Raw genomic sequence first — 18,757 nt, 5'->3', positions numbered from 1 at the left:
TTACTGTTCTCCTGCAAGCAATATTAACCTTACCCTCTGGAGTTTCACAACAAGTAGTGAAACTTCAGAGGGTTCTTTAAATTTATATTTAAAATTACCCTAGCATTTAATGCTTCATAATTTAATTATTAAGATTAATAGTATTAACCGTAAAAATACAGTGATTTTAGTCTCTCAAGTGAGTGGGAAGCACAGATATATTGTAATCTAATCTGTAAGGTTGACGGTGAAAACCGTAAAAACACTAGTAATTATATTTCCCAATGGCGATACATAAGGAAAAATTATGAATTCTGAACAACACAATTACTGCTTCTGCACATTAGCTTTAAGAAAAAAATATCGTCTGCTAACTCAACAATTAGCTAGTGATTTAGCAAAATATTCTCCAGGAAAATCTTTTGTAGTTTTAACAGATAAGCCAGCAGATTTTAACAATAGTCCCAACGTTTTAGCCTTTAAGCATAACCAACGCGGAATTCTGCATTGTTATCATGATAAAAGCTTGGTTATGGAATTAGCTTTGTCAAGATTTAATGCAGCAATATATATTGATGCAGATACAACAATACTCTCTTCCTTACCTGACACTTTAACCTGGAAACCAGGCATTACAGCAGGTCATTGTGAGAATCTAGTTGAACACGTTACTAGATATACTCCTGAAAGATTAGCGCACATCCAAAAAGTAGCTTCACATTTAAATATCAAATTGCAAGACTCACCTTATATTGGAGAGTCTTTATTTATTATTGCTAGAGATGAAGGTAGAGAAGTAGAGTATTTAAAATATTGGGCAAAGATTGGTAGATATTTAGAATTGCGGGGTATTCATGCTGGTTCAGGTAATGCAATGGGATTAGCCGCCGCTAAAATTGGCTGGAGTGTGGCTCAGGATGGCTGGGCTGAAGTGAGAAATATTACTAAACATTTAGATGCCTCTTACACTAATAAGCAAAATTCTTGGGATTTATGGAAAAGAAAGCTAGGCTATCACTACCGCTTGAATAAAGCGAGATTAGTAGCTTTGAAAGATTTTGAATTCTTTTATAGATAGATAAGTTTTTAAAACTTAAACTTATCAAATTGCCGACATTCAAGTGATAAAAGCTAACGAAATTTTAGCCAACAGATGAATTTAATTCTGCACTTTGCTAACTACGATTAATTCATCTATTGGCTATTCTTTTATATTTAAAGTAAAGAATCTAAATCAAGAGACTGCATTCCTTTCTGTTTTGCAAAAACCAGCATACTTCCCAACTGAAACCAAATTAATAAACAAGTCAAAATACTAAGCGGTAAACCAACGCCTAAAGCTAAAAGGGAAGGAAAGCCAAATATTTCTAACCCTGAAGATAAAAATAAACAGACTCCTACCGTGATACCGATAAAAGGGACAGACAATAGTTGTTTAAATCCCGAAGTTGATGGAGAATTTTCTGTACTATTGATTTTCCATTCTTGGACAATTAGCTTCAGTGTGCCAGATAAAGCTACACCAGAAGTCACGGACATAAATAAGCCAACAAATAGAATAAAATATGGTGGTTGCAGAGGGTAATAGTACATGAAAACTCCCGATTGATAATAAAAAATGAAGGTTCTAATTAAAACAGCAGAAATCGTTGATTTTTAATTTTTATTTGTTGATTTGGGATTACTAAAAAATTCTAGATTTGTAGATTTTGGTAGGATAGCCGCTACACCTTCTCTAGATAAATCTGTCAATAAAGCGATCGCTACATTGAACAAGCGATTTGGTTGTAAATCATCTTTCACTAGAGACCACAGGCGTTGCACTTCTTCTGTGTGAAGACGATCATCCTCTGTAAGTGCTAGTACCAACTTGCGACGGAGAAATTTGCCTTCATCAGACAACAGGTATTGCAACCCCATCCGTGCTGTCGGTAATACATCAAAATTACTATCAGTACGAGCGATCGCAATTAAATTTTCTAAGCGTTGCCACTGAAATTTACCATCTTTAAACAAAATATTGAGTAATCTCCGCCGTAGTTCAGGCGATTCTCCAGTCAGCAAACGCCTAGCCACGTAGGGATGACTCACCTCAACAATTTTGAAATCCGGATTCAGGCTCAGAGCAATCCCTTCCTGTGTCACCAGAGAACGAATAATCAGCGCAAATTTGGCAGGGACGCGAAATGGATACTCATACATCAGTTCTGAGAACTGATCGGTAACGGTTTTAAAGTTAAAATCTCCGACATTCTTACCAATGGCGTTACCTAGTACCGCCTCTAAAGCTGGCACAATCGGGGCAATATTCGTGTCTGGTGTCAAAAAACCCAAATTGACAAAATCGGCGGCTAAATCGGTGTAGTCTTGATTAACTAGATGCACCACTGCATCAACAAGAGTTTCTTTGGTAGTTTCCTCTAGCTGATCCATCATGCCAAAATCAATGTAAGCCATGCGACCATCCGGCATCGCAAACAGATTACCAGGATGGGGGTCAGCGTGAAAGAAGCCGTATTCTAATAACTGTTGTAAGCCAGAAGTGACACCAATGCGGATAATAGCCTCTGGATCTAAACCAACTTCCTGAATTCTTTTAGTATCCGTAAGCTTGAAGCCGTTAATCCACTCCAAAGTTAAGACACGGCCACTGGTAAACCGCCAGTAAATGCAGGGGACTTTCACTTGTGGATCATTGCGGAAGTTGTTCGCGAATCTTTCGGCGTTACGACCTTCATTCAGGTAATCAATTTCTTCAAATAACTTGATGCCAAACTCATCCACAATCAAAGTCAGATCATGACCAAGATTTAGCGGTAACCAGGGAGAAAGCCAAGCTGCTGCCCAGCGCATTAAATAAAGGTCAAGGGTGAGAACTGGGCGTAAGTTAGGACGTTGTACCTTGACTGCTACTTCTTCCCCACTGAATAAACGTCCTTTGTAGACTTGACCCAAGCTAGCCGCAGCCACTGGATGAGGTGAAAGTTCACTAAAAACTTCTGAGATTGACCGGTCTAACTCAGTTTCGATAATGTGATAAGCGATCGCATTATCAAACGGTGGTAATTGGTCTTGCAGTTTGATCAGTTCGTCTAGAAAATCCTTACGGATTAAGTCAGGTCGTGTCGAGAGAGCTTGACCAACTTTAATAAATGTTGGGCCTAGCTTGGTAAGTAACTCTCGCAACTGAGTAGCACGCTTCTCTCTATTCTGTTCGACCCGATTTTGCCACTCATCCCATTTGAGACTGAAAACAAATACTGCAAAAGACCAACTAATTTTGAGTAACCGCCCCCAAACTAACCAAGGGCGGTAGCGATAGTAACGAGCGATCGTGTCTGAATTGTAGCGTTTTAGCTGACCAGGTTGATACTGACCCACGCCTTTGTTTGCCTCTTCTACTACTGGAAAATTGACAACTTTGTTTGTTTTCTGAACCTCAAGCTGGTAAACAGCTAATGAACTCAGTAGTTGTTGATACAAATAAAAATATAGTCATACAACAACAGTAAACTGACCAGTTTGATCTGCCTTTGCTGCCGCAATTTGTGTATCTTTCCTCTTAATTATACTTTATAAAAGTACAGAAATCTCCTGTTTTTGTTCTTCACAGGCAATCAACAGGAACTGTATGATGACAGACTTCGTTCCCTCTATGTAAAGATTACGGACTAGTTTTCATGAAATTTGTTTCAATTTTAACTAAACACAGGTGGCGATTACGTTTCTTTGTCGTCTTAACCAGTCTTGTGGCTACACTTGTCATTACTCAGGCAGTAACCCCTAGAGAACCTCTGACGCGAGATAAATTTCTCTGGCCATTTTCATCCACATCAATTTGGAATATGCCTATTGGCTCAGGCGCACGCTACAAAAGAGCAAATATCGAGAAGGCTTACTGGGCAGGGGCAGATACAATTCATCTATACAAACTCAAAGCTAGCGATCCTTTGCGTCCTGTTTATCGTCCTGGTTCTTGGGAAGTGAGATGCTCCAAAACTAACAAGACTACTATTTCTGTTTTACCTATCCCAGATAATTTGATCATACCCGATACAGTAGGAACTTCTACACCCAACAACAGCTCCGCCTTTTTGATGCCCGATGGTAAAACTTTACAACAACTAAACCCTTTGGCACGTTGTATTCCAGGTGGAGCAGTATATGGATACGCTTACACTCCCCCGGTTGATATTTATAGTGACGGCATTGGGGGATCACATGGTGGTTCTGGTCTTTCAGCAATTGGAGGAACTATTCGTAAAGGTGAATTAACCAGTAGTCAACCAATTCGCCATGTATTAAAGGTTCTGCTTCATGGTAGAAAATATTACTACTACTCTCGATCTATCCCTGGATATCGCTGGCCAGCAGATCGAGCTGATAAGACAGCCCCAAGCACATATGGAGGAAAGAACCCTTCTTTAGTGATGGGTTCTTTGTTAGCAATACCATCTTGGGTGACAGAAGCTAGCTTAAACTTGCAAACACCAGCCGCGAAGAAGCTATTTCATGCACTCCAAGATTACGGTGCTTATACAGTTGATGGTTCAGCGTGGGATTGTCACTACATAGCAGTCGAAAAAGGAGTAAATGAAGAGTTTAAAAAGAACTATGGCTACAGCTTGGTAGGAAAAGATGGACAGTTTTATGATGAGTTTATGCGCCTATTCCAAGCACTCCACATTGTCGATAACAATAGCCCTCATAGCATAGGGGGCGGTGGGATTCTGCGTGCGCCTTTAGCTCCACCAATTGCGAATTAACTTTCGTTTCTGGTCTGGAAAAGCTATCTATTGTTCAAGATTTCTTTAAACAATAATACCCTCTTTGGTAATCAGGCTGGCGAGAAGTAAATTTTTCTTTTCTTGAATTAGTAGCCAGCCTTCTTTCATGGTTTTTTTCAGCCATGTGCCTGATTTTTTCATCAACCGCATTACTTTAAACACCAGAGAGATAGCTAAAACCCTGACTACAAATTTTATCTTGACTTAAATCAACACCTCTGCTGCTTCAATGGCATTAATTTGGTCGAGAACACTCCAAAGTTCTTGTAACATTGGCTCTAAACCATTGCGAGTTACCGCAGAAATCAAGAAAACTCTAGCGTGAGAAAGATGATTTAATTGCGTTGCTAGTGCTTCTAAATCTACAGTTTCTCTATCCACGGCATCAATTTTATTTAATGCCAAAATTTGCATTCTTTGTTCTAAACCGCGTCCGTAGGCTGCTAATTCTTGCTGAATTGTGTTGTAGTCTCCGATAACATTATCACTAGTAGCATCAATTAAATGCAGGAGTACCCGTGTACGTTCGATGTGGCGTAAAAAATCATGTCCCAAACCTGCTCCTCCTGCTGCACCTTCAATTAGTCCAGGAATATCAGCAAAGACTGTACCATCACCAGTAGGTTTTCTGACCACACCTAAATTTGGTATCAGGGTGGTAAATGGATAATCGGCAATTTTAGGACGTGCAGCTGATAAAGATGATATCAAAGTTGATTTACCAGCATTGGGTAAACCAATAATTCCTACTTCTGCCAAAAGTTTTAATTCCAAACGTAGCAGTTTTCTTTCGCCTGGTAGTCCTGGGAGAGAGTATTCTGGGGCGCGGTTACGGTTACTTAAGAAATACTGATTTCCCAGACCACCTTTACCACCTTGGGCAATAATTAGCCTCTGGTTAGGTTTAGTTAAATCTCCTATCAAATCGCCTGTTTCCGCATCATAAATTGCTGTTCCACAGGGAATTTCGATAATTAAATCTTTCCCTGATGCACCAGTGCAGTTGTTGGGGCCGCCACGTCCGCCATTGTCTGCTTTAAAGATATGGTTATATCGGAAATCTAAAAGGGTTTGCAGGTTTTCCACTGCGATGAAAATTACTGAACCACCCCTTCCACCGTTCCCACCAGAAGGGCCACCAGCCGGTACATACTTTTCCCGCCGAAAGGCGACAATACCATCGCCACCTTTTCCGGCTTCTACTTCAATTTTTGCTTGATCGATAAATTGCATTACTGCTAAATCCTGAATGAGTTGTGAGTGCTGAGTTCTGTTAGCGGTAGCGCGGCGTTTAGCCGATGCTGAGTTGTGAGCTATCAATTATAAGTTTTTAATTGGCTCTTTATCCGTCATTACTTGATTTTTAATTCCTAACTTTATTACTTCCTACTCCCCACTCATTACTCATTACTCATTACTCATTACTCATTACTCAGCACTCAAATATATGGTGTCACATCTTCTTGACATTCATCTGCCAAATAGGAAAGGGCGCGGAAGCGTAAACCTACGAGTTGCTCATATATTGGGTTAATTTTACACAATGGCGGAATGTGGACTATTTTCCGTCCAAATAAGGTGACATCTCGCTCAAAGGGACATTGGGAAGGAATCATTTTACACAAAAACCGGGCGACTCTGGGGTCTTTGACTTCTAACCCATCGAGCCAGTCTCGTAGAGGGTTAAGTACATCAGGGGAGGGGGCTGTGAGTGATGCTGCTAGGAGAGGATTTATTTGTTCTTCGTCTGCTAGGGTATAGCGTAGGGCTTCTAAAATGTCGTCCGGTTCGCCTAGGGCTTGGCAAAATTGATGTAGGACTTGATCTTCGCTAGAAGAATATGTACCATCTGCGATCGCTACCATCACAGCTGTACGCAAAAAAGTTTCCGCAGCTGGTGTATTTTTACCTAAAACAGCAGCTAATTCTTCTGGTGTAATTACTTCTAGTGAATCCCAATCAAGACAAGGGGCTAATTCATCTTTGGTAATAATGCCAATTGATTGCTGTTCTTGTTCGTCAAAGTTACCGTCAGCCCAAGCTATTGTTAGCAGTCCACGCAACCAAGCGGTTATCTGTTCACTAGTGTAGGGAGATTGAACAACACTTGTCATAAACTTACGCCTTGTGGTTTCCTCAGTCCATAATAAGCTACTGTTATTGAGGGTAAACTGTTACAAGGCTAACTAAGCAGCTTTTAAGATTTGTTTTGTCTTTACTCTTGAGGTTGGGGTAATTCAAAAGTTACATCTTCTCCTCGCTTGCTCTTAGGGGGTTGGGTGTGGGGTTCTTTTACCTCACTCAACCGAGAAACGCTATATTCTCTGTGTTCGCTAGTTTACTTGAATATCTGACCTTCTCTAGCAAACTTTGCGGTTCTAGAAAAAAAGGGGGACACAAGGCAAAATTACCCGTTCCCCCGTCTTCAGCAACACTGAATTCTTTATGCTTTGACTCTGGTTTGCAGCACTTGTTTCAAGAAAGACACTAAATCATTAGTATTTAATGATTGTAGATTGTTCAAAACTGCCGTAGCTTGCTCTGTGGGGGTATAGTTGCTCGGTATGTTGATAATGGTGCTGCCTAATCTTTGCCCTAAAAAATACCAAAAAGCTAATTTACCCTCAGCATTGAGTTTGCCATACTCTCCAGTCGGAATTTTTGTACCACCTTGAGCTAGTTCAACCATTGCTTTACTTGGATGGGGATCTAGCATGGTTTCATTTTGATCATTTCTCGAAGCTGGTAGCAAATCGCGCAAAGCATAAAGTTGTTCTTCTGGCGAAAGTTGCTGAATTTGTGCTACTAACTCAGCAGCTTTTTGTGTTGGTAATTTGTCTATATCACTGGTGGAGATTGTATCAGCAACATTGCTAAATAATGAACCAAATACTACCAGGCGATCGTCTATATCTAACTGCTTAAAATCAGCTACAGCTTGTTCTACAGGATTAACGTTTGTAGAAGTCATGAAAACCTCTCTAATTATTGTTCTTTATTTTCAAAATTAAATGTTTTTTTTGACTGTGTATGAGCAAGCAGTTTTATTTCGATAAAGTGATAAAATCTACTTTGTCATCAAGTGTATAGCGATTAACTATACTTTCGTTTAAGTTAAAAAAATAGCCTGTTTTAAAACACTATAAAAAGATAGACGTTATGACAACAACTAATAAATTTAAACCCGTCGTAAGACAGAGGCAATATTTTATTAATTAACGTAAATTATGAAATACGAAGCAAAGGGCGTTACGATTTTTGGGTGCATCTAACCCAAAGAGCAACCTAGTAAACACAGAGGCAGAATTATGATTTCTACTCTGTGTTTATTTACTACTCAGATTTATTGAAATGCGAAATTAGGCTAACGCATCTCTACACTTATTTAAATCTCAGCACCAGGTTTTGGTTCAGCACCCATTGGGGAAACATAATCACGGAAAACAGTAATCTGCTTTTCAAATGACAATGTTTTGATTTTATCCAATAATCGTTTAGCTTGAGAACCAAGTTCGTATTCAGGCGGCATAGGCACAATAGTAGTATTTTCCATACCTTGGGCTAAACGATACCAAAATAGTAATTTTGTGGTATCACTTAATGAGCCATATTGACGACTAATTTGGTTATCAACACGGTTAATCAGGTCACGTTGTAACTGTAATTGTTGTTCATGCTTTAAGTCTTTGACTTGATTAAATAAGCCCTCGGCAATTTCTGGAGAAACAGTGCTGGCGTTAGGGGCGGCTGGTGTAACAGCATCTCCCATTTCTGTGTAAATAAACCAAAACAAAGCAAGCTGTTCGTCTGTATCCAATTTCTGCCACGCTTGGACATTTTCGCGAATAGTTGGATCGCTGGTTTGTGTAGAAGCCATAATGATTGCGGTTGTAATTAATTTCATTAGCAACCGTAACAAGGATACATAAGGTTTTGAACCATACCAGAGATATAAGTATTACAATCAAAAAGTAGAATAATACAGCAGAATTCAGCAGTAAAACAGACTGTATATTCAGACTATTTACGCAATATTCAGAAATATTTTTAATGGTGAATTAGTACCACAGAAACGCATATTATCCTTAACAGGATAGATGAATCTAGGCTGACGAGTAATTGCTATTGATGTGATGTGCGTGGTACAAATGCGTCAGCAGAAAAGTCAGGGAAGAGGATAGGCATTCGTTCTCGGAATTGGCGCACCTCAGAATTCTTCTGGGTATCGGCACAGAGGCTTAACTGCCAATATAAGTAACCGCGAGATGTAATGAGGCGATCAATATATTCTAGAAAAGAATAACCTGTTGCACACAGATTTTCACCAAAGTAATGAAAATAGACTGCATCTTGTGGAGCAGCATCCGGTTCTTGGTAGAATGCAGCACAAGCTTCTGATTGGAAAAGGTCAAAAGGTTTCACCGCCTTAAATCGGTCTCCTCCTTCAAAGTCATCAAACCAAGTCACATCCTTCCAACTACCAAATATTCGTTCTATCGGTAGCAAATGAATTGCTCCGCTATCTGGGGTTTGGTTATCAGGTACTTCACCCACATATTCCCATTCCAAACGCAAGCCGTTCATCTGTTGATAGAATTCCTCTACTCCTGCTGGCAGTCGATATGCAGCATAATTGCGAGCAGTAGCAATAGCTGCATCTGTTGCAGGTGGGGCAATTTCTGCATTACACACCGTTAGATTCGGCATCGCTTCTAAAGAGCGAATCAGTTCCTGTATCTTATTGAGGTAGGTGCTTGTCATTTTATGCTGACTCTATCTGTGATTATTTTGTCTTGGATTTGATTGTTACCTTTTTCTTTCTACGGGGCTTCTTGACCTCACCGGAGGTTTTATTCTTGTCCTCCTTCTTAGGCTTAAATATTGGTTTTTTAGCACGCTTAGAGCGACCCTGCATATACTCTAATGCTTTCGCCTCTAGGTTTGTTTCGATTTTATACTCATCTTTGTATTGAGTATCCAAATTCGTTTTACTACTGATGAAATCAAACTTCTGCTGTGATGAGCCACCTTTTCCTGCCTCATTTGCACAAAGGCCAAATAATTGCTTTCTTTTTAGCTTATTGGTCAGGTTACTGAGGAACGTATTGATTTGATTATTCTGCTCTAATTGGCTAAGTAAGTTGGCTTTAGCCGCATTTGGAAGATAGTTAAATATTGTCCAATCGGTCTTGGCAAAGCTCTCGGCGATCGCACCCAGATGTTGGAGTAGATCCCATTTGTATGCTATGATGACCTTCCTTTGTTCCGTTTGATTTAGCAGGGTTGAAAACAGAGTTTGTGCTTTTATGCTCTCTGATACTGCTACCAACGGTAAGATGATCTCCTGTACAAAGAGTTCAGAACTAGTGATAACCTTCAGACCATTCTTCATAAAGTCATCTAGCACCGTATTAGGCATCGCTTTGATGATCGCGCCCTTGGTCTTCTCTTCCATACCCAGGTATATCTGTGGGAAATTGTGGATAATTGACCACTTCAGTTGATCATACTGCACTAGGTCGAAAGCTTGAGCGCGGATCTGATCTGTTATACCTGTTTGATTTAGCTTATTTACTAAGTCAGCAGCCTGATTTTGAGGCCAATCTTTGTAATCCTGTGCTGCTTGTCCCTGGAGTGGTGCAACTGGCAATTGGATATCAGTACCCCAAGTTCCTGAAGCTGTGTTACCCATCACCCCCCACGCCATATCTATCCGATTGGGAACGACGGATGTGAAATCGTTGGCATTAGTTGAGTTGTTCAAGTAGGAAACATTAGTTTTCAACCAAATCGATTCACCTGCTTCGACCAGATTTTTAGCACTCGTCTCCGGCCCTGCTGACATCATGCTATTAACCTTAGCCGGGCCTGGTGCTAAGTTCCATGACTCATTACCTGGACCTCCTAGGCGACCGTTCCACAGGTGCATACGTACTGCATTATAGTGGGAGTTATTGCTACCAGTATTGGCCAAAGTATGTCCCGCAGCGTGCAGTTCTGTCCAACCGAATGGATTACCCGCAGCTGTAGGTGAGTTTGCTGCTGCTCCTAATGGTGTTCCCTGAATATTTTGGACATATACCTCTTTCGCTCTGTGGTCTTGTTTGGGTGTTACATCAGTTTGTGAACATAACTCATAAGCTCTTTGTAAGACTTCGCCTCCAGTCTGGGAAACCGTGAAGGAGTTGACATGATTTGCCGCTTGTTCATTCTGCTCTCCTGGCTGATTCACGATCTGCATTTGAATTGGTGGCGGCGATGACGGATCAGGTTTATACGTAAACCTGGAGATATCAGGAAAACTACTAGCAACTGGCTTGGCCTGTACTTCAGAACTTTGTAAATCTGGTGCGGCTGCTTCAACTAAAGGCTGAACAACCATGCGGGGTGGTGCGAAGGGATTGGTTGTGGATGAATCAGCAGTAGATTTTTTAAATGTTTTATTTGGTCTGGAATACATAAAATCTCAGTTTAAATTAGGCATATACATTAATATATGGCGTAATAACCGAGTTATTTGTATTAGAGAAAAGTCTGATATTTTAATCCTAAATCATTCGTAATAACCAAGAAACCCAGCTTCTCGAAAAAACTGGGGTTCTGAATCTTCAAAAAGTTAATAATTATTTAGCAGTCATATTCACTGTATTAGCTGACTGGTTAAACAACACATTCCTCGACTTTTCGATATCTAATGCTTGATTTTTAAAAGCTTCTGCCTTCTCATAGGCGCGAATCACTGCTGGACGTGCCTTAATTGCTTCAAACCAACGCTTCAAGTTGGGGAAATTATCCAGGTTTTGGCTTTGGCGTTCATAGGGTACTATCCAGGGATAGGCAGCAATATCTGCAATTGAATAGTCACCAGCTACAAATTTTCTGTCTGCTAATCGCTTATCTAGCACTGCATACAAACGTGCTGTTTCATTAACATAGCGATTAATAGCATACTCAATTTTTTCAGGTGCATATTGGCTAAAGTGGTGATTTTGTCCAGCCATTGGCCCTAAGCCCCCCATTTGCCAGAATAACCATTGTAAGACTTCTACTCGCTCCCTGATATTTGGCGAGATCAATTTCCCGGTTTTTTCCGCCAAGTACAACAAAATAGCACCAGATTCAAATATAGAAATCGCTTCACCCCCTCCGGCTGGTTCATGGTCAACAATTGCCGGGATGCGATTATTGGGCGAAATATTCAGAAATTCTGGCTTAAATTGGTCTCCAGCACCAATATTCACAGGAATGATGTTGTAAGGTAAGCCAACTTCTTCTAGAAAGACGGTAATTTTGTGACCGTTCGGAGTTGTCCAATAATATAGATCAATCATGCTGATGTCTCCTGGTTAGAGAGGGAATATGCGCCTCTATCAGTTTTTCTTTGGCTTTGGCTACATTACCTTTTAGGGGTATCCAATCGAAATGAGCGATCGCAATTTTCCCCCCAATTTTGAGAATCCGCGCTAACGCTTACACAACTCACCCTTGATAGGGGGTATCAATTTTGTCTACAAAGACGTTGTAGGATAATGGCAAACGACCGGGATCTAGACGGGGTTCGGCGGCATAACCTACAGGAACTAAAACTGCGATCGCTAAATCAGACTCGTCCGCCGCACCAATTACTTCTTTGACTTTCTCTTCAATCCAACCATTCATAAAACAGGTAGATAGCCCCAAACTTTCTGCTGCTAAAACTAAATGAGTAGCAGCAATAATAGCGTCTTTAATAGCATATTCCCGGCGTTTGTCTCCCAATCCTGCCTGGAATTGGGGAATAGCCGTTTTAAAATAATTTACTGTACCTTCATTCCATGCTCCAGTTTGCAAGGCTTTTTCATACACTGCGGTTAAATCGTCTTCCCCAGCATTAGGATCGGCTGCAAACACAAAGGTCACTGGTGCTTCAATAATTTGTTTTTGATTCCAAGATGCAGCTGATAAAGCCGCCTTTTGGGTTTCGTCTTGAACTAAGACAATCCGCCAGCCTTGCATATTAAAGCTACTGGGTGCAGCTACGGTCAACTCTACTAGTTGCTTCAGCAGTTCTGGTGCTATGGGGTCTGTTTTAAAAGCTTTGATTGAGCGACGCTGAACAATAGCCTTGGGTACGTCTAGAGGTTGAGTTTTAGTGATTGTACTCATGAGATTCTCCTCTGATTTAATTAGGATTACGCTTTGAAAGAGTGCTGAGTGCTGAGTAGTGAGTGGTGAGTGGTGAGTGGTGTTAGCGCGGCATTTAGCCGGTGCTGTTAGCAGAAGCGGGGCGGTTCAGCCTGTGCTGAGTAAAAAACACCTGTCACCTGTCACCTGTCATCTGTCACCTGTCACCTGTCACCTGTCACCTGTCACCTGTCACCTATTACCCTTGCTGAATATGCTCGGTTAAGGTCTTAGTCAAACTAGTTTTAGCAACAGCTCCTACAACTGTATCGACTTGTCGCCCTCCTTTAAATACCATCAGAGTAGGAATACTACGAATTCCGTAATGGCTGGCAACGGTGGGATTTTGATCTGTGTTTAATTTTACCACTTTTACCTGCCCTACGTATTCGGTAGCAACTTCATCGACAACTGGGGCTACCATCCGACAAGGGCCACACCAAGGAGCCCAAAAATCCACTAACACTGGAACTTCACTATCGAGTACCTCTTGTTTAAATGTGGCTTCTGTAACATTTATGACGGATGACATAGTTGCCTCCCTGATTTAATTCTGTAGTTCGATATTATCGAATAATAAAAATATAAGCCAATTTAAGAGATAATGCAAGTTATGAAATTTTTATATCATCCAGACCGAAAAGATATTACGTTACCCGGAGTGTTGTATGCGTTAGGCGATCCTGTACGGCTAGAGATGGTGCGTTTGCTAGCAACCAAGGGTGAGCAGTGCTGTGGAGACTTTGATTTTGCGATCGCCAAGTCTACCATGTCGAATCACTTTAAGATTCTGCGCGAGTCAGGAGTAGTATTGAGTCGCAAAGAAGGAACACAACACATCAACATATTGCGGCGAGAAGATTTAGAAGTGCTGTTTCCTGGTTTACTTGATGCAGTGTTGCGATCGGCTAAGTCAGTTGTTAATAGTTAATAATCAATTAACATTGGGCATAGGGTATTGAATTTACCTCCTTACACCTCTACACCCAATATTAGTGAATTCTCTTATAATTTCTTCGCCATTTTTCGAGATTATCTATAGATATAGATTTAGTCACAACATTAACACAATCGCCTCGCCAATCAACCTCAGAATCTGTAGTAAAAACTCCACATTCCAACTGTTCAGGATGAATATCCCAATATTGGCTAAATCTGCCTTTTAAAGTAATTACTTGTTCAAATACTTTATTTCTATGCTTATTTCTGCGTTTTCTTTCTGTTGCTCCTGTTGCTTCTGTATCGATAAATTTTGTCTCAACTAAAAACAAATTACCTTGAAATGTGAGATAGACAAAATCACACTTTCCTAAGTCTGTATAGTCTGCGATCGGAGACTTTTCAAACAACAATAACTCATAGCAAGAAGGAAACAAAGTACGGATATTCAAAAATAGATAAGCTTGCAAAAGTAGTTCCTTGTCGTAGGGAAATACAATCACCCCTTCAAAAAATTGTTTAATTTCTTCTTGGTTTTGGGGTTGAATTTTTTTGCAGTAACACACAAACTTACTTAAATCATTAGCAATCATTAAGTTTTAGCTCCTTCCCCTACCTCTTGCCGAAGTTGTCATGGCATAAAAAGATACTACTTACTACAGGAAATCATCATCCGCATAACTAACTAAAAAAAGTATTAATTCTAATGACTACTACGGTAATATACTGGGCATTGGGCATTCTATTTTTCTCCTACAGCACCCTGCGGATTCCGCGAAGCGGTACTGTTTCTTCTTAACCACCAATCAAAGGTCTCAGGTGTGCTGGGAATCTGGCATTTTGTAAAGCTTGAACGGTGATACGTGCATCTTGTACGCAAAATTGCCACCCTAAGCGGACTAATTTACGAGAATGTTCAGTTTGTATAATTCCTATTACGGGCATTTTTGACTTTTCTTTATCGCCTGACTGTTCCTGTATAATTGTTTTCAAGCGATGTAGTTCTTCAATATTTGCTGCTTGTTGAGGATTTAATTCCACCATTACCATTTGTACTGTTTCTACAGGTTCTGCATCTTCAACTATTAATTGAATTTGTTCATCACGGCGGTCTAGTTTTCCCCAAATAATTAATCTGACATCAACTTGTAACAGAAAACTGATTCGTTCATAAGTTTTAGGAAAGACTACAGCTTCAGTTTGAGATGTTAAATCTTCTATTTGCAAAATTGCCATTGGATCGCCTTTTTTTGTCATCACTTTTTTCACACCGTTAAGCATGACAACCACACAGAGTTTTGTGTCTTCTCTTTGTTCACCAAGTTGTGATAGATTAATTGGTGTCAAAAGTGATGCCACTTGCCTTAAGGCTTTCAGTGGATGATCGGAGACGTAAAAACCTAATAATTCCTTTTCCAGACGCAATTTTTCCTGGGGCGGATAATCATTTACAGGTTTAGCTTTTGGTGCAGTTTCAAAGGCATTATTAGTTTTTTTATCATGATTAGAAGAGAGTCCACCTAATAAATCAAATAAATTGCCCTGACCTGATGCCTTATCTCTAGCACGGGATTGCGCCCATTCGTAAACTAATTCTAAATCTTGAATTAATTGGTGACGATTTGATTCAATTTTGTCAAAAGCTCCACAGTAAATCATCGATTCTAAAGTCCGACGGTTGACAGTGCGAAGATCCACGCGATCGCAAAAATCAGCCAGAGATTTAAACGCGCCTCCCTCGTTACGTGCTTCGAGAGTCGCCGCGATCGCATTTTGCCCGACGTTCCGCACAGCCGAAAACCCAAATAAAATCTTTCCACCCACTGGTGTAAAATCTACCCCAGAGCGATTAATGTCTGGTGGTTCTATTTGAATATTCATACTCATACAGGTGGAGATATATTTCTGCACCTTGTCTGTATCACCACTGTTAGCCGTCAGCAGTGCAGCCATATATTCCAGTGGGTAATTAGCTTTCAGATATGCTGTTTGGTAAGTAACATAGGCATAGGCAGTTGAGTGTGATTTATTGAAACAATTAGAAGCAATTAACCCATTTTTGATCACAAAATTGTGATCACGCTCAACTCCTATATCGTAGACATTTTCTTTACCTACATACTTACGAGTAATAATTTTAACCATATTCTTTAACCCTGATGTGAGAATCTATAAGTTTATGTGATACAAAGAATTTTAGACTAGGCAGACAGACAAGGAAGAATACCAATATAAGATATTTCCCCAATCGTCAATCCCCAGCTTTTCAATGAGTGGATTTTAGATTATTCAATCCAAAATCTAAAATCTAAAATCTAAAATCTAAAATTCCCAGTCCCCATCAATATGTACTAAAATCAATGACTTGAGTCACTAAGAGAGCAATCATGGCATCCATCCGCGAACTGCACGAACAACTAGTAAAAAAAGAACGTTCTGCCGTTGAAATCACCCAAGAGGCTTTAGACCGTATTCAAGCTTTAGAGCCAAAATTGCACAGTTTCTTACACGTAACGGCACAAAAAGCGTTAGAGCAAGCTAGTGCTGTGGATGCCAAAATTGCTGCTGGCGAAGAAATTGGGCTGCTGGCGGGGATTCCCCTGGGTCTAAAAGACAATATGTGTACTAAAGGGATTCCCACTACTTGCGCCTCACGGATTTTAGAAAATTTTGTACCGCCTTATGAATCAACGGTGTCACAAAAATTGATTGATGCGGGGTCGGTGATTGTTGGCAAAACCAACTTAGATGAGTTTGCAATGGGTAGTTCCACCGAAAATTCTGCTTATCAAGTCACAGCGAACCCTTGGGATTTGTCTAGAGTTCCGGGTGGTTCTTCTGGAGGTTCAGCCGCAGCCGTAGCCGCCGATGAATGCGTTGTTGCGCTGGGTTCTGATACTGGAGGTTCAATTCGCCAACCTGCGTCTTTTTGTGGCGTGGTGGGACTAAAGCCAACCTATGGGTTGGTTTCCCGTTATGGTTTAGTGGCTTACGCTTCATCTTTGGATCAAATTGGCCCCTTTGGACGTTCAGTAGAAGATACCGCGATATTATTAAATGCGATCGCAGGTTATGACCCGAAAGATTCCACCAGCCTGAAAGTTGAAATTCCCGATTATGCAGCCAGTTTAAAACCAGACCTGAAAGCTAGAGGTAAACTACGAATTGGCATCATCAAAGAAACCTTTGGCGAAGGTTTAGATGCTGTCGTCGAACAAGCTGTTACCAAAGCCATTGACCAACTACAGCATTTAGGTGCAGAAATTCATGTAGTTTCCTGTCCTAACTTCCGTTATGGCTTACCTAGTTATTACATCATCGCCCCTTCAGAAGCATCAGCCAACCTAGCCCGATACGATGGCGTGAAATATGGCTGGCGTGCGCCGGATGCGGACAACCTTCTGTCTATGTACAAGACTACCCGTGCTACTGGATTTGGTACAGAAGTTAAACGCCGCATCATGATTGGGACATACGCCCTTTCTGCTGGCTATTATGATGCCTACTACCTGAAAGCGCAAAAAGTCCGTACCCTGATTAAACAAGACTTTGAAAGAGCCTTTGAAACCGTTGATATATTGGTAACTCCTACTGCGCCTACCACAGCATTTAAAGCCGGGGAAAAAACTACTGACCCCTTAAGTATGTATTTGAATGATCTGATGACTATTCCTGTAAACCTTGCTGGTTTACCAGGAATCAGCGTTCCCTGTGGTTTTGATGACCAAGGATTACCCATCGGCTTGCAACTCATCGGCAAAGTCCTGCGAGAAGACCAACTACTACAAGTAGCCTATGCTTATGAGCAATCGACTGCTTGGCATTTACGTCAGCCGACAATTTAGAGTGCTGAGTGGGGAGTGGGGAGTGCTGTTAGCGGTAGCGGGGCGTTGAGCAGCGTGCTGAGTGGGGCAGGGCGGCCGCATCATGTCAATAAGTAAAGTCTATTCTCAATAGAGTGAAAAATAATGTCACTAACTCCTGCTTATTGCGAAGGTTTTAGGCGATGGTCTACGACCGACGGTCGGTCATCGCTTTGAGGCTTGAAAAATAATCAAACGCGAAATCCTGACTTTTTCGTTGGTTCTTAACCTTCGTTGTGATCAAGAGTAATTTAGATGCGTTTGCTCTGGGGTAAGTATAGACATTACCTGTTGTCCAAAGACGATAGAAAATACGGGCTAACTTATGTGCGGAGTAGGTCAATCAATTTTGGATTTTAGATTTGCGATTTTAGATTGACTGTACCCACAAGGGGCGGGGCTTGTACCAAAGAAATAATCCAAAATTTAAAATCTAAAATTCGGAGAGTCAACAATCGTGAAACCAGGGCAAGACACCGTTCGTACCATTTCGCTAATCTCAGCCCCAGTGATATCTATTTCTATGTCTAAAGATATAAGTTTATTTAATTTTGAAATATTAAAGTGAAAGATTAATTCAGATAGAAACTTATGTCAACCGAGCAAGAGCTTCAATCTCTTTTTAATACCTTAGATCGCGATCAAGACGGCAAAATCTCCATTCATGAGCTTTTTTTAAGTCCTGGCTTAAGTGCAGTCATCTCATCAGAAACAAATACCAGTAGCCCCCAGGATTTACTAGCACAGTATGATGCAGATGAAGACGGTAGTATTACCTTTGAAGAGTTAAAGCAAGCAGTTGAGAAAGCAAGTAATTTAACGTAGCACTCAAAAAACCCCATACCAAATCCCCAATACTCAAAATCCCTCTTAGCGTTGGCTAGAGAGGGATTTGCAATTTCTAGCTCAACTTATCAAGAATTATCAGACGTGACTATTTCGGAGAAGCTGACTCTTGTGGCAATGGCGCAAGTACCCACGCCCTAATGATCGCCCAAAAGTAATCCCTGCTATATAATACGGATG

General features: G+C 40.7%; 18 protein-coding genes. 5 read left to right on the top strand and 13 right to left on the bottom strand.

From position 1 onward, the window contains the following. The first annotated feature begins 286 nt into the window (after positions 1-286). Positions 287-1,057 (top strand): hypothetical protein, encoded by a 771-nt coding sequence (locus tag VB693_RS07780; RefSeq protein ID WP_323265756.1) that lies wholly within the window; start codon positions 287-289, stop codon positions 1,055-1,057. Positions 1,058-1,194: 137 nt separating this feature from the next. Here VB693_RS07780 and VB693_RS07775 read toward each other — a convergent pair whose 3' ends face one another. Next, positions 1,195-1,572, bottom strand: coding sequence for a hypothetical protein (locus VB693_RS07775; protein WP_190704743.1), 378 nt, complete (start codon positions 1,570-1,572; stop codon positions 1,195-1,197). Between the two features lie 63 nt (positions 1,573-1,635). After that, on the bottom strand, positions 1,636-3,360 hold the full coding sequence (locus VB693_RS07770; protein ID WP_323265755.1) for an AarF/ABC1/UbiB kinase family protein: 1,725 nt from the start codon (positions 3,358-3,360) through the stop codon (positions 1,636-1,638). Between the two features lie 299 nt (positions 3,361-3,659). Between VB693_RS07770 and VB693_RS07765 the strand changes: the two genes are divergently transcribed. Further along, the gene (locus VB693_RS07765) at positions 3,660-4,745 is read left to right on the top strand and encodes a hypothetical protein (protein WP_323265754.1); all 1,086 of its coding nucleotides are present in this window, start codon (positions 3,660-3,662) and stop codon (positions 4,743-4,745) included. Between the two features lie 225 nt (positions 4,746-4,970). Here VB693_RS07765 and obgE read toward each other — a convergent pair whose 3' ends face one another. The 9 genes from obgE to trxA form a co-directional block, all read right to left on the bottom strand. Then, a complete protein-coding gene (gene obgE / locus VB693_RS07760) occupies positions 4,971-5,999 on the bottom strand; it encodes a GTPase ObgE (protein WP_323265753.1) in 1,029 nt (342 codons plus the stop codon). Positions 6,000-6,205: 206 nt separating this feature from the next. Beyond that, complete coding sequence (locus VB693_RS07755; protein WP_323265752.1) at positions 6,206-6,880, bottom strand: Mo-dependent nitrogenase C-terminal domain-containing protein; 675 nt, start codon at positions 6,878-6,880, stop codon at positions 6,206-6,208. A gap of 329 nt (positions 6,881-7,209) precedes the next feature. Then, entirely contained in the window at positions 7,210-7,737 is a 528-nt protein-coding gene (locus VB693_RS07750) for an orange carotenoid protein N-terminal domain-containing protein (RefSeq protein ID WP_323265751.1), read from the bottom strand. A 414-nt stretch (positions 7,738-8,151) separates the two neighbouring features. Beyond that, positions 8,152-8,643 (bottom strand): orange carotenoid protein N-terminal domain-containing protein, encoded by a 492-nt coding sequence (locus VB693_RS07745; protein WP_323265750.1) that lies wholly within the window; start codon positions 8,641-8,643, stop codon positions 8,152-8,154. A gap of 245 nt (positions 8,644-8,888) precedes the next feature. Beyond that, the gene (locus VB693_RS07740; protein ID WP_323265749.1) at positions 8,889-9,527 is read right to left on the bottom strand and encodes a hypothetical protein; all 639 of its coding nucleotides are present in this window, start codon (positions 9,525-9,527) and stop codon (positions 8,889-8,891) included. Positions 9,528-9,549: 22 nt separating this feature from the next. After that, the gene (locus VB693_RS07735; RefSeq protein WP_323265748.1) at positions 9,550-11,226 is read right to left on the bottom strand and encodes a hypothetical protein; all 1,677 of its coding nucleotides are present in this window, start codon (positions 11,224-11,226) and stop codon (positions 9,550-9,552) included. A 163-nt stretch (positions 11,227-11,389) separates the two neighbouring features. Further along, positions 11,390-12,097, bottom strand: a complete 708-nt coding sequence (locus tag VB693_RS07730; RefSeq protein WP_323265747.1) for a glutathione binding-like protein — start codon at positions 12,095-12,097, stop codon at positions 11,390-11,392. Between the two features lie 148 nt (positions 12,098-12,245). After that, complete coding sequence (locus tag VB693_RS07725; RefSeq protein WP_323265746.1) at positions 12,246-12,911, bottom strand: nitroreductase family protein; 666 nt, start codon at positions 12,909-12,911, stop codon at positions 12,246-12,248. Between the two features lie 217 nt (positions 12,912-13,128). Further along, entirely contained in the window at positions 13,129-13,461 is a 333-nt protein-coding gene (gene trxA, locus VB693_RS07720) for a thioredoxin (protein WP_323265745.1), read from the bottom strand. An 81-nt stretch (positions 13,462-13,542) separates the two neighbouring features. On the opposite strand from trxA, the gene VB693_RS07715 reads away from it, so the two are divergent. Continuing rightward, entirely contained in the window at positions 13,543-13,860 is a 318-nt protein-coding gene (locus VB693_RS07715; RefSeq protein WP_190704776.1) for an ArsR/SmtB family transcription factor, read from the top strand. 61 nt (positions 13,861-13,921) lie between these two features. Here the strand turns inward: VB693_RS07715 and VB693_RS07710 are convergent, their stop codons facing one another. After that, complete coding sequence (locus tag VB693_RS07710; protein ID WP_323265744.1) at positions 13,922-14,461, bottom strand: hypothetical protein; 540 nt, start codon at positions 14,459-14,461, stop codon at positions 13,922-13,924. A gap of 202 nt (positions 14,462-14,663) precedes the next feature. Then, positions 14,664-16,013 (bottom strand): OB-fold nucleic acid binding domain-containing protein, encoded by a 1,350-nt coding sequence (locus VB693_RS07705; RefSeq protein WP_323265743.1) that lies wholly within the window; start codon positions 16,011-16,013, stop codon positions 14,664-14,666. A gap of 242 nt (positions 16,014-16,255) precedes the next feature. Here VB693_RS07705 and gatA point away from each other — a divergent pair, with 242 nt between their 5' ends. After that, positions 16,256-17,713: an Asp-tRNA(Asn)/Glu-tRNA(Gln) amidotransferase subunit GatA gene (gene gatA, locus VB693_RS07700; protein WP_323265742.1), complete on the top strand. Its 1,458-nt coding sequence runs from the start codon at positions 16,256-16,258 to the stop codon at positions 17,711-17,713. 609 nt (positions 17,714-18,322) lie between these two features. Further along, the gene (locus VB693_RS07695) at positions 18,323-18,556 is read left to right on the top strand and encodes an EF-hand domain-containing protein (RefSeq protein ID WP_323265741.1); all 234 of its coding nucleotides are present in this window, start codon (positions 18,323-18,325) and stop codon (positions 18,554-18,556) included. The last annotated feature ends 201 nt before the right edge of the window (positions 18,557-18,757 follow it).

The organism is Anabaena sp. UHCC 0399 (genome assembly GCF_034931465.1).
Classification (GTDB): domain Bacteria; phylum Cyanobacteriota; class Cyanobacteriia; order Cyanobacteriales; family Nostocaceae; genus Trichormus; species Trichormus minutissimus.
The sequence above is the reverse complement of the archived record's forward strand: the minus strand, read 5'-3'. Positions and strand labels throughout refer to the sequence as shown.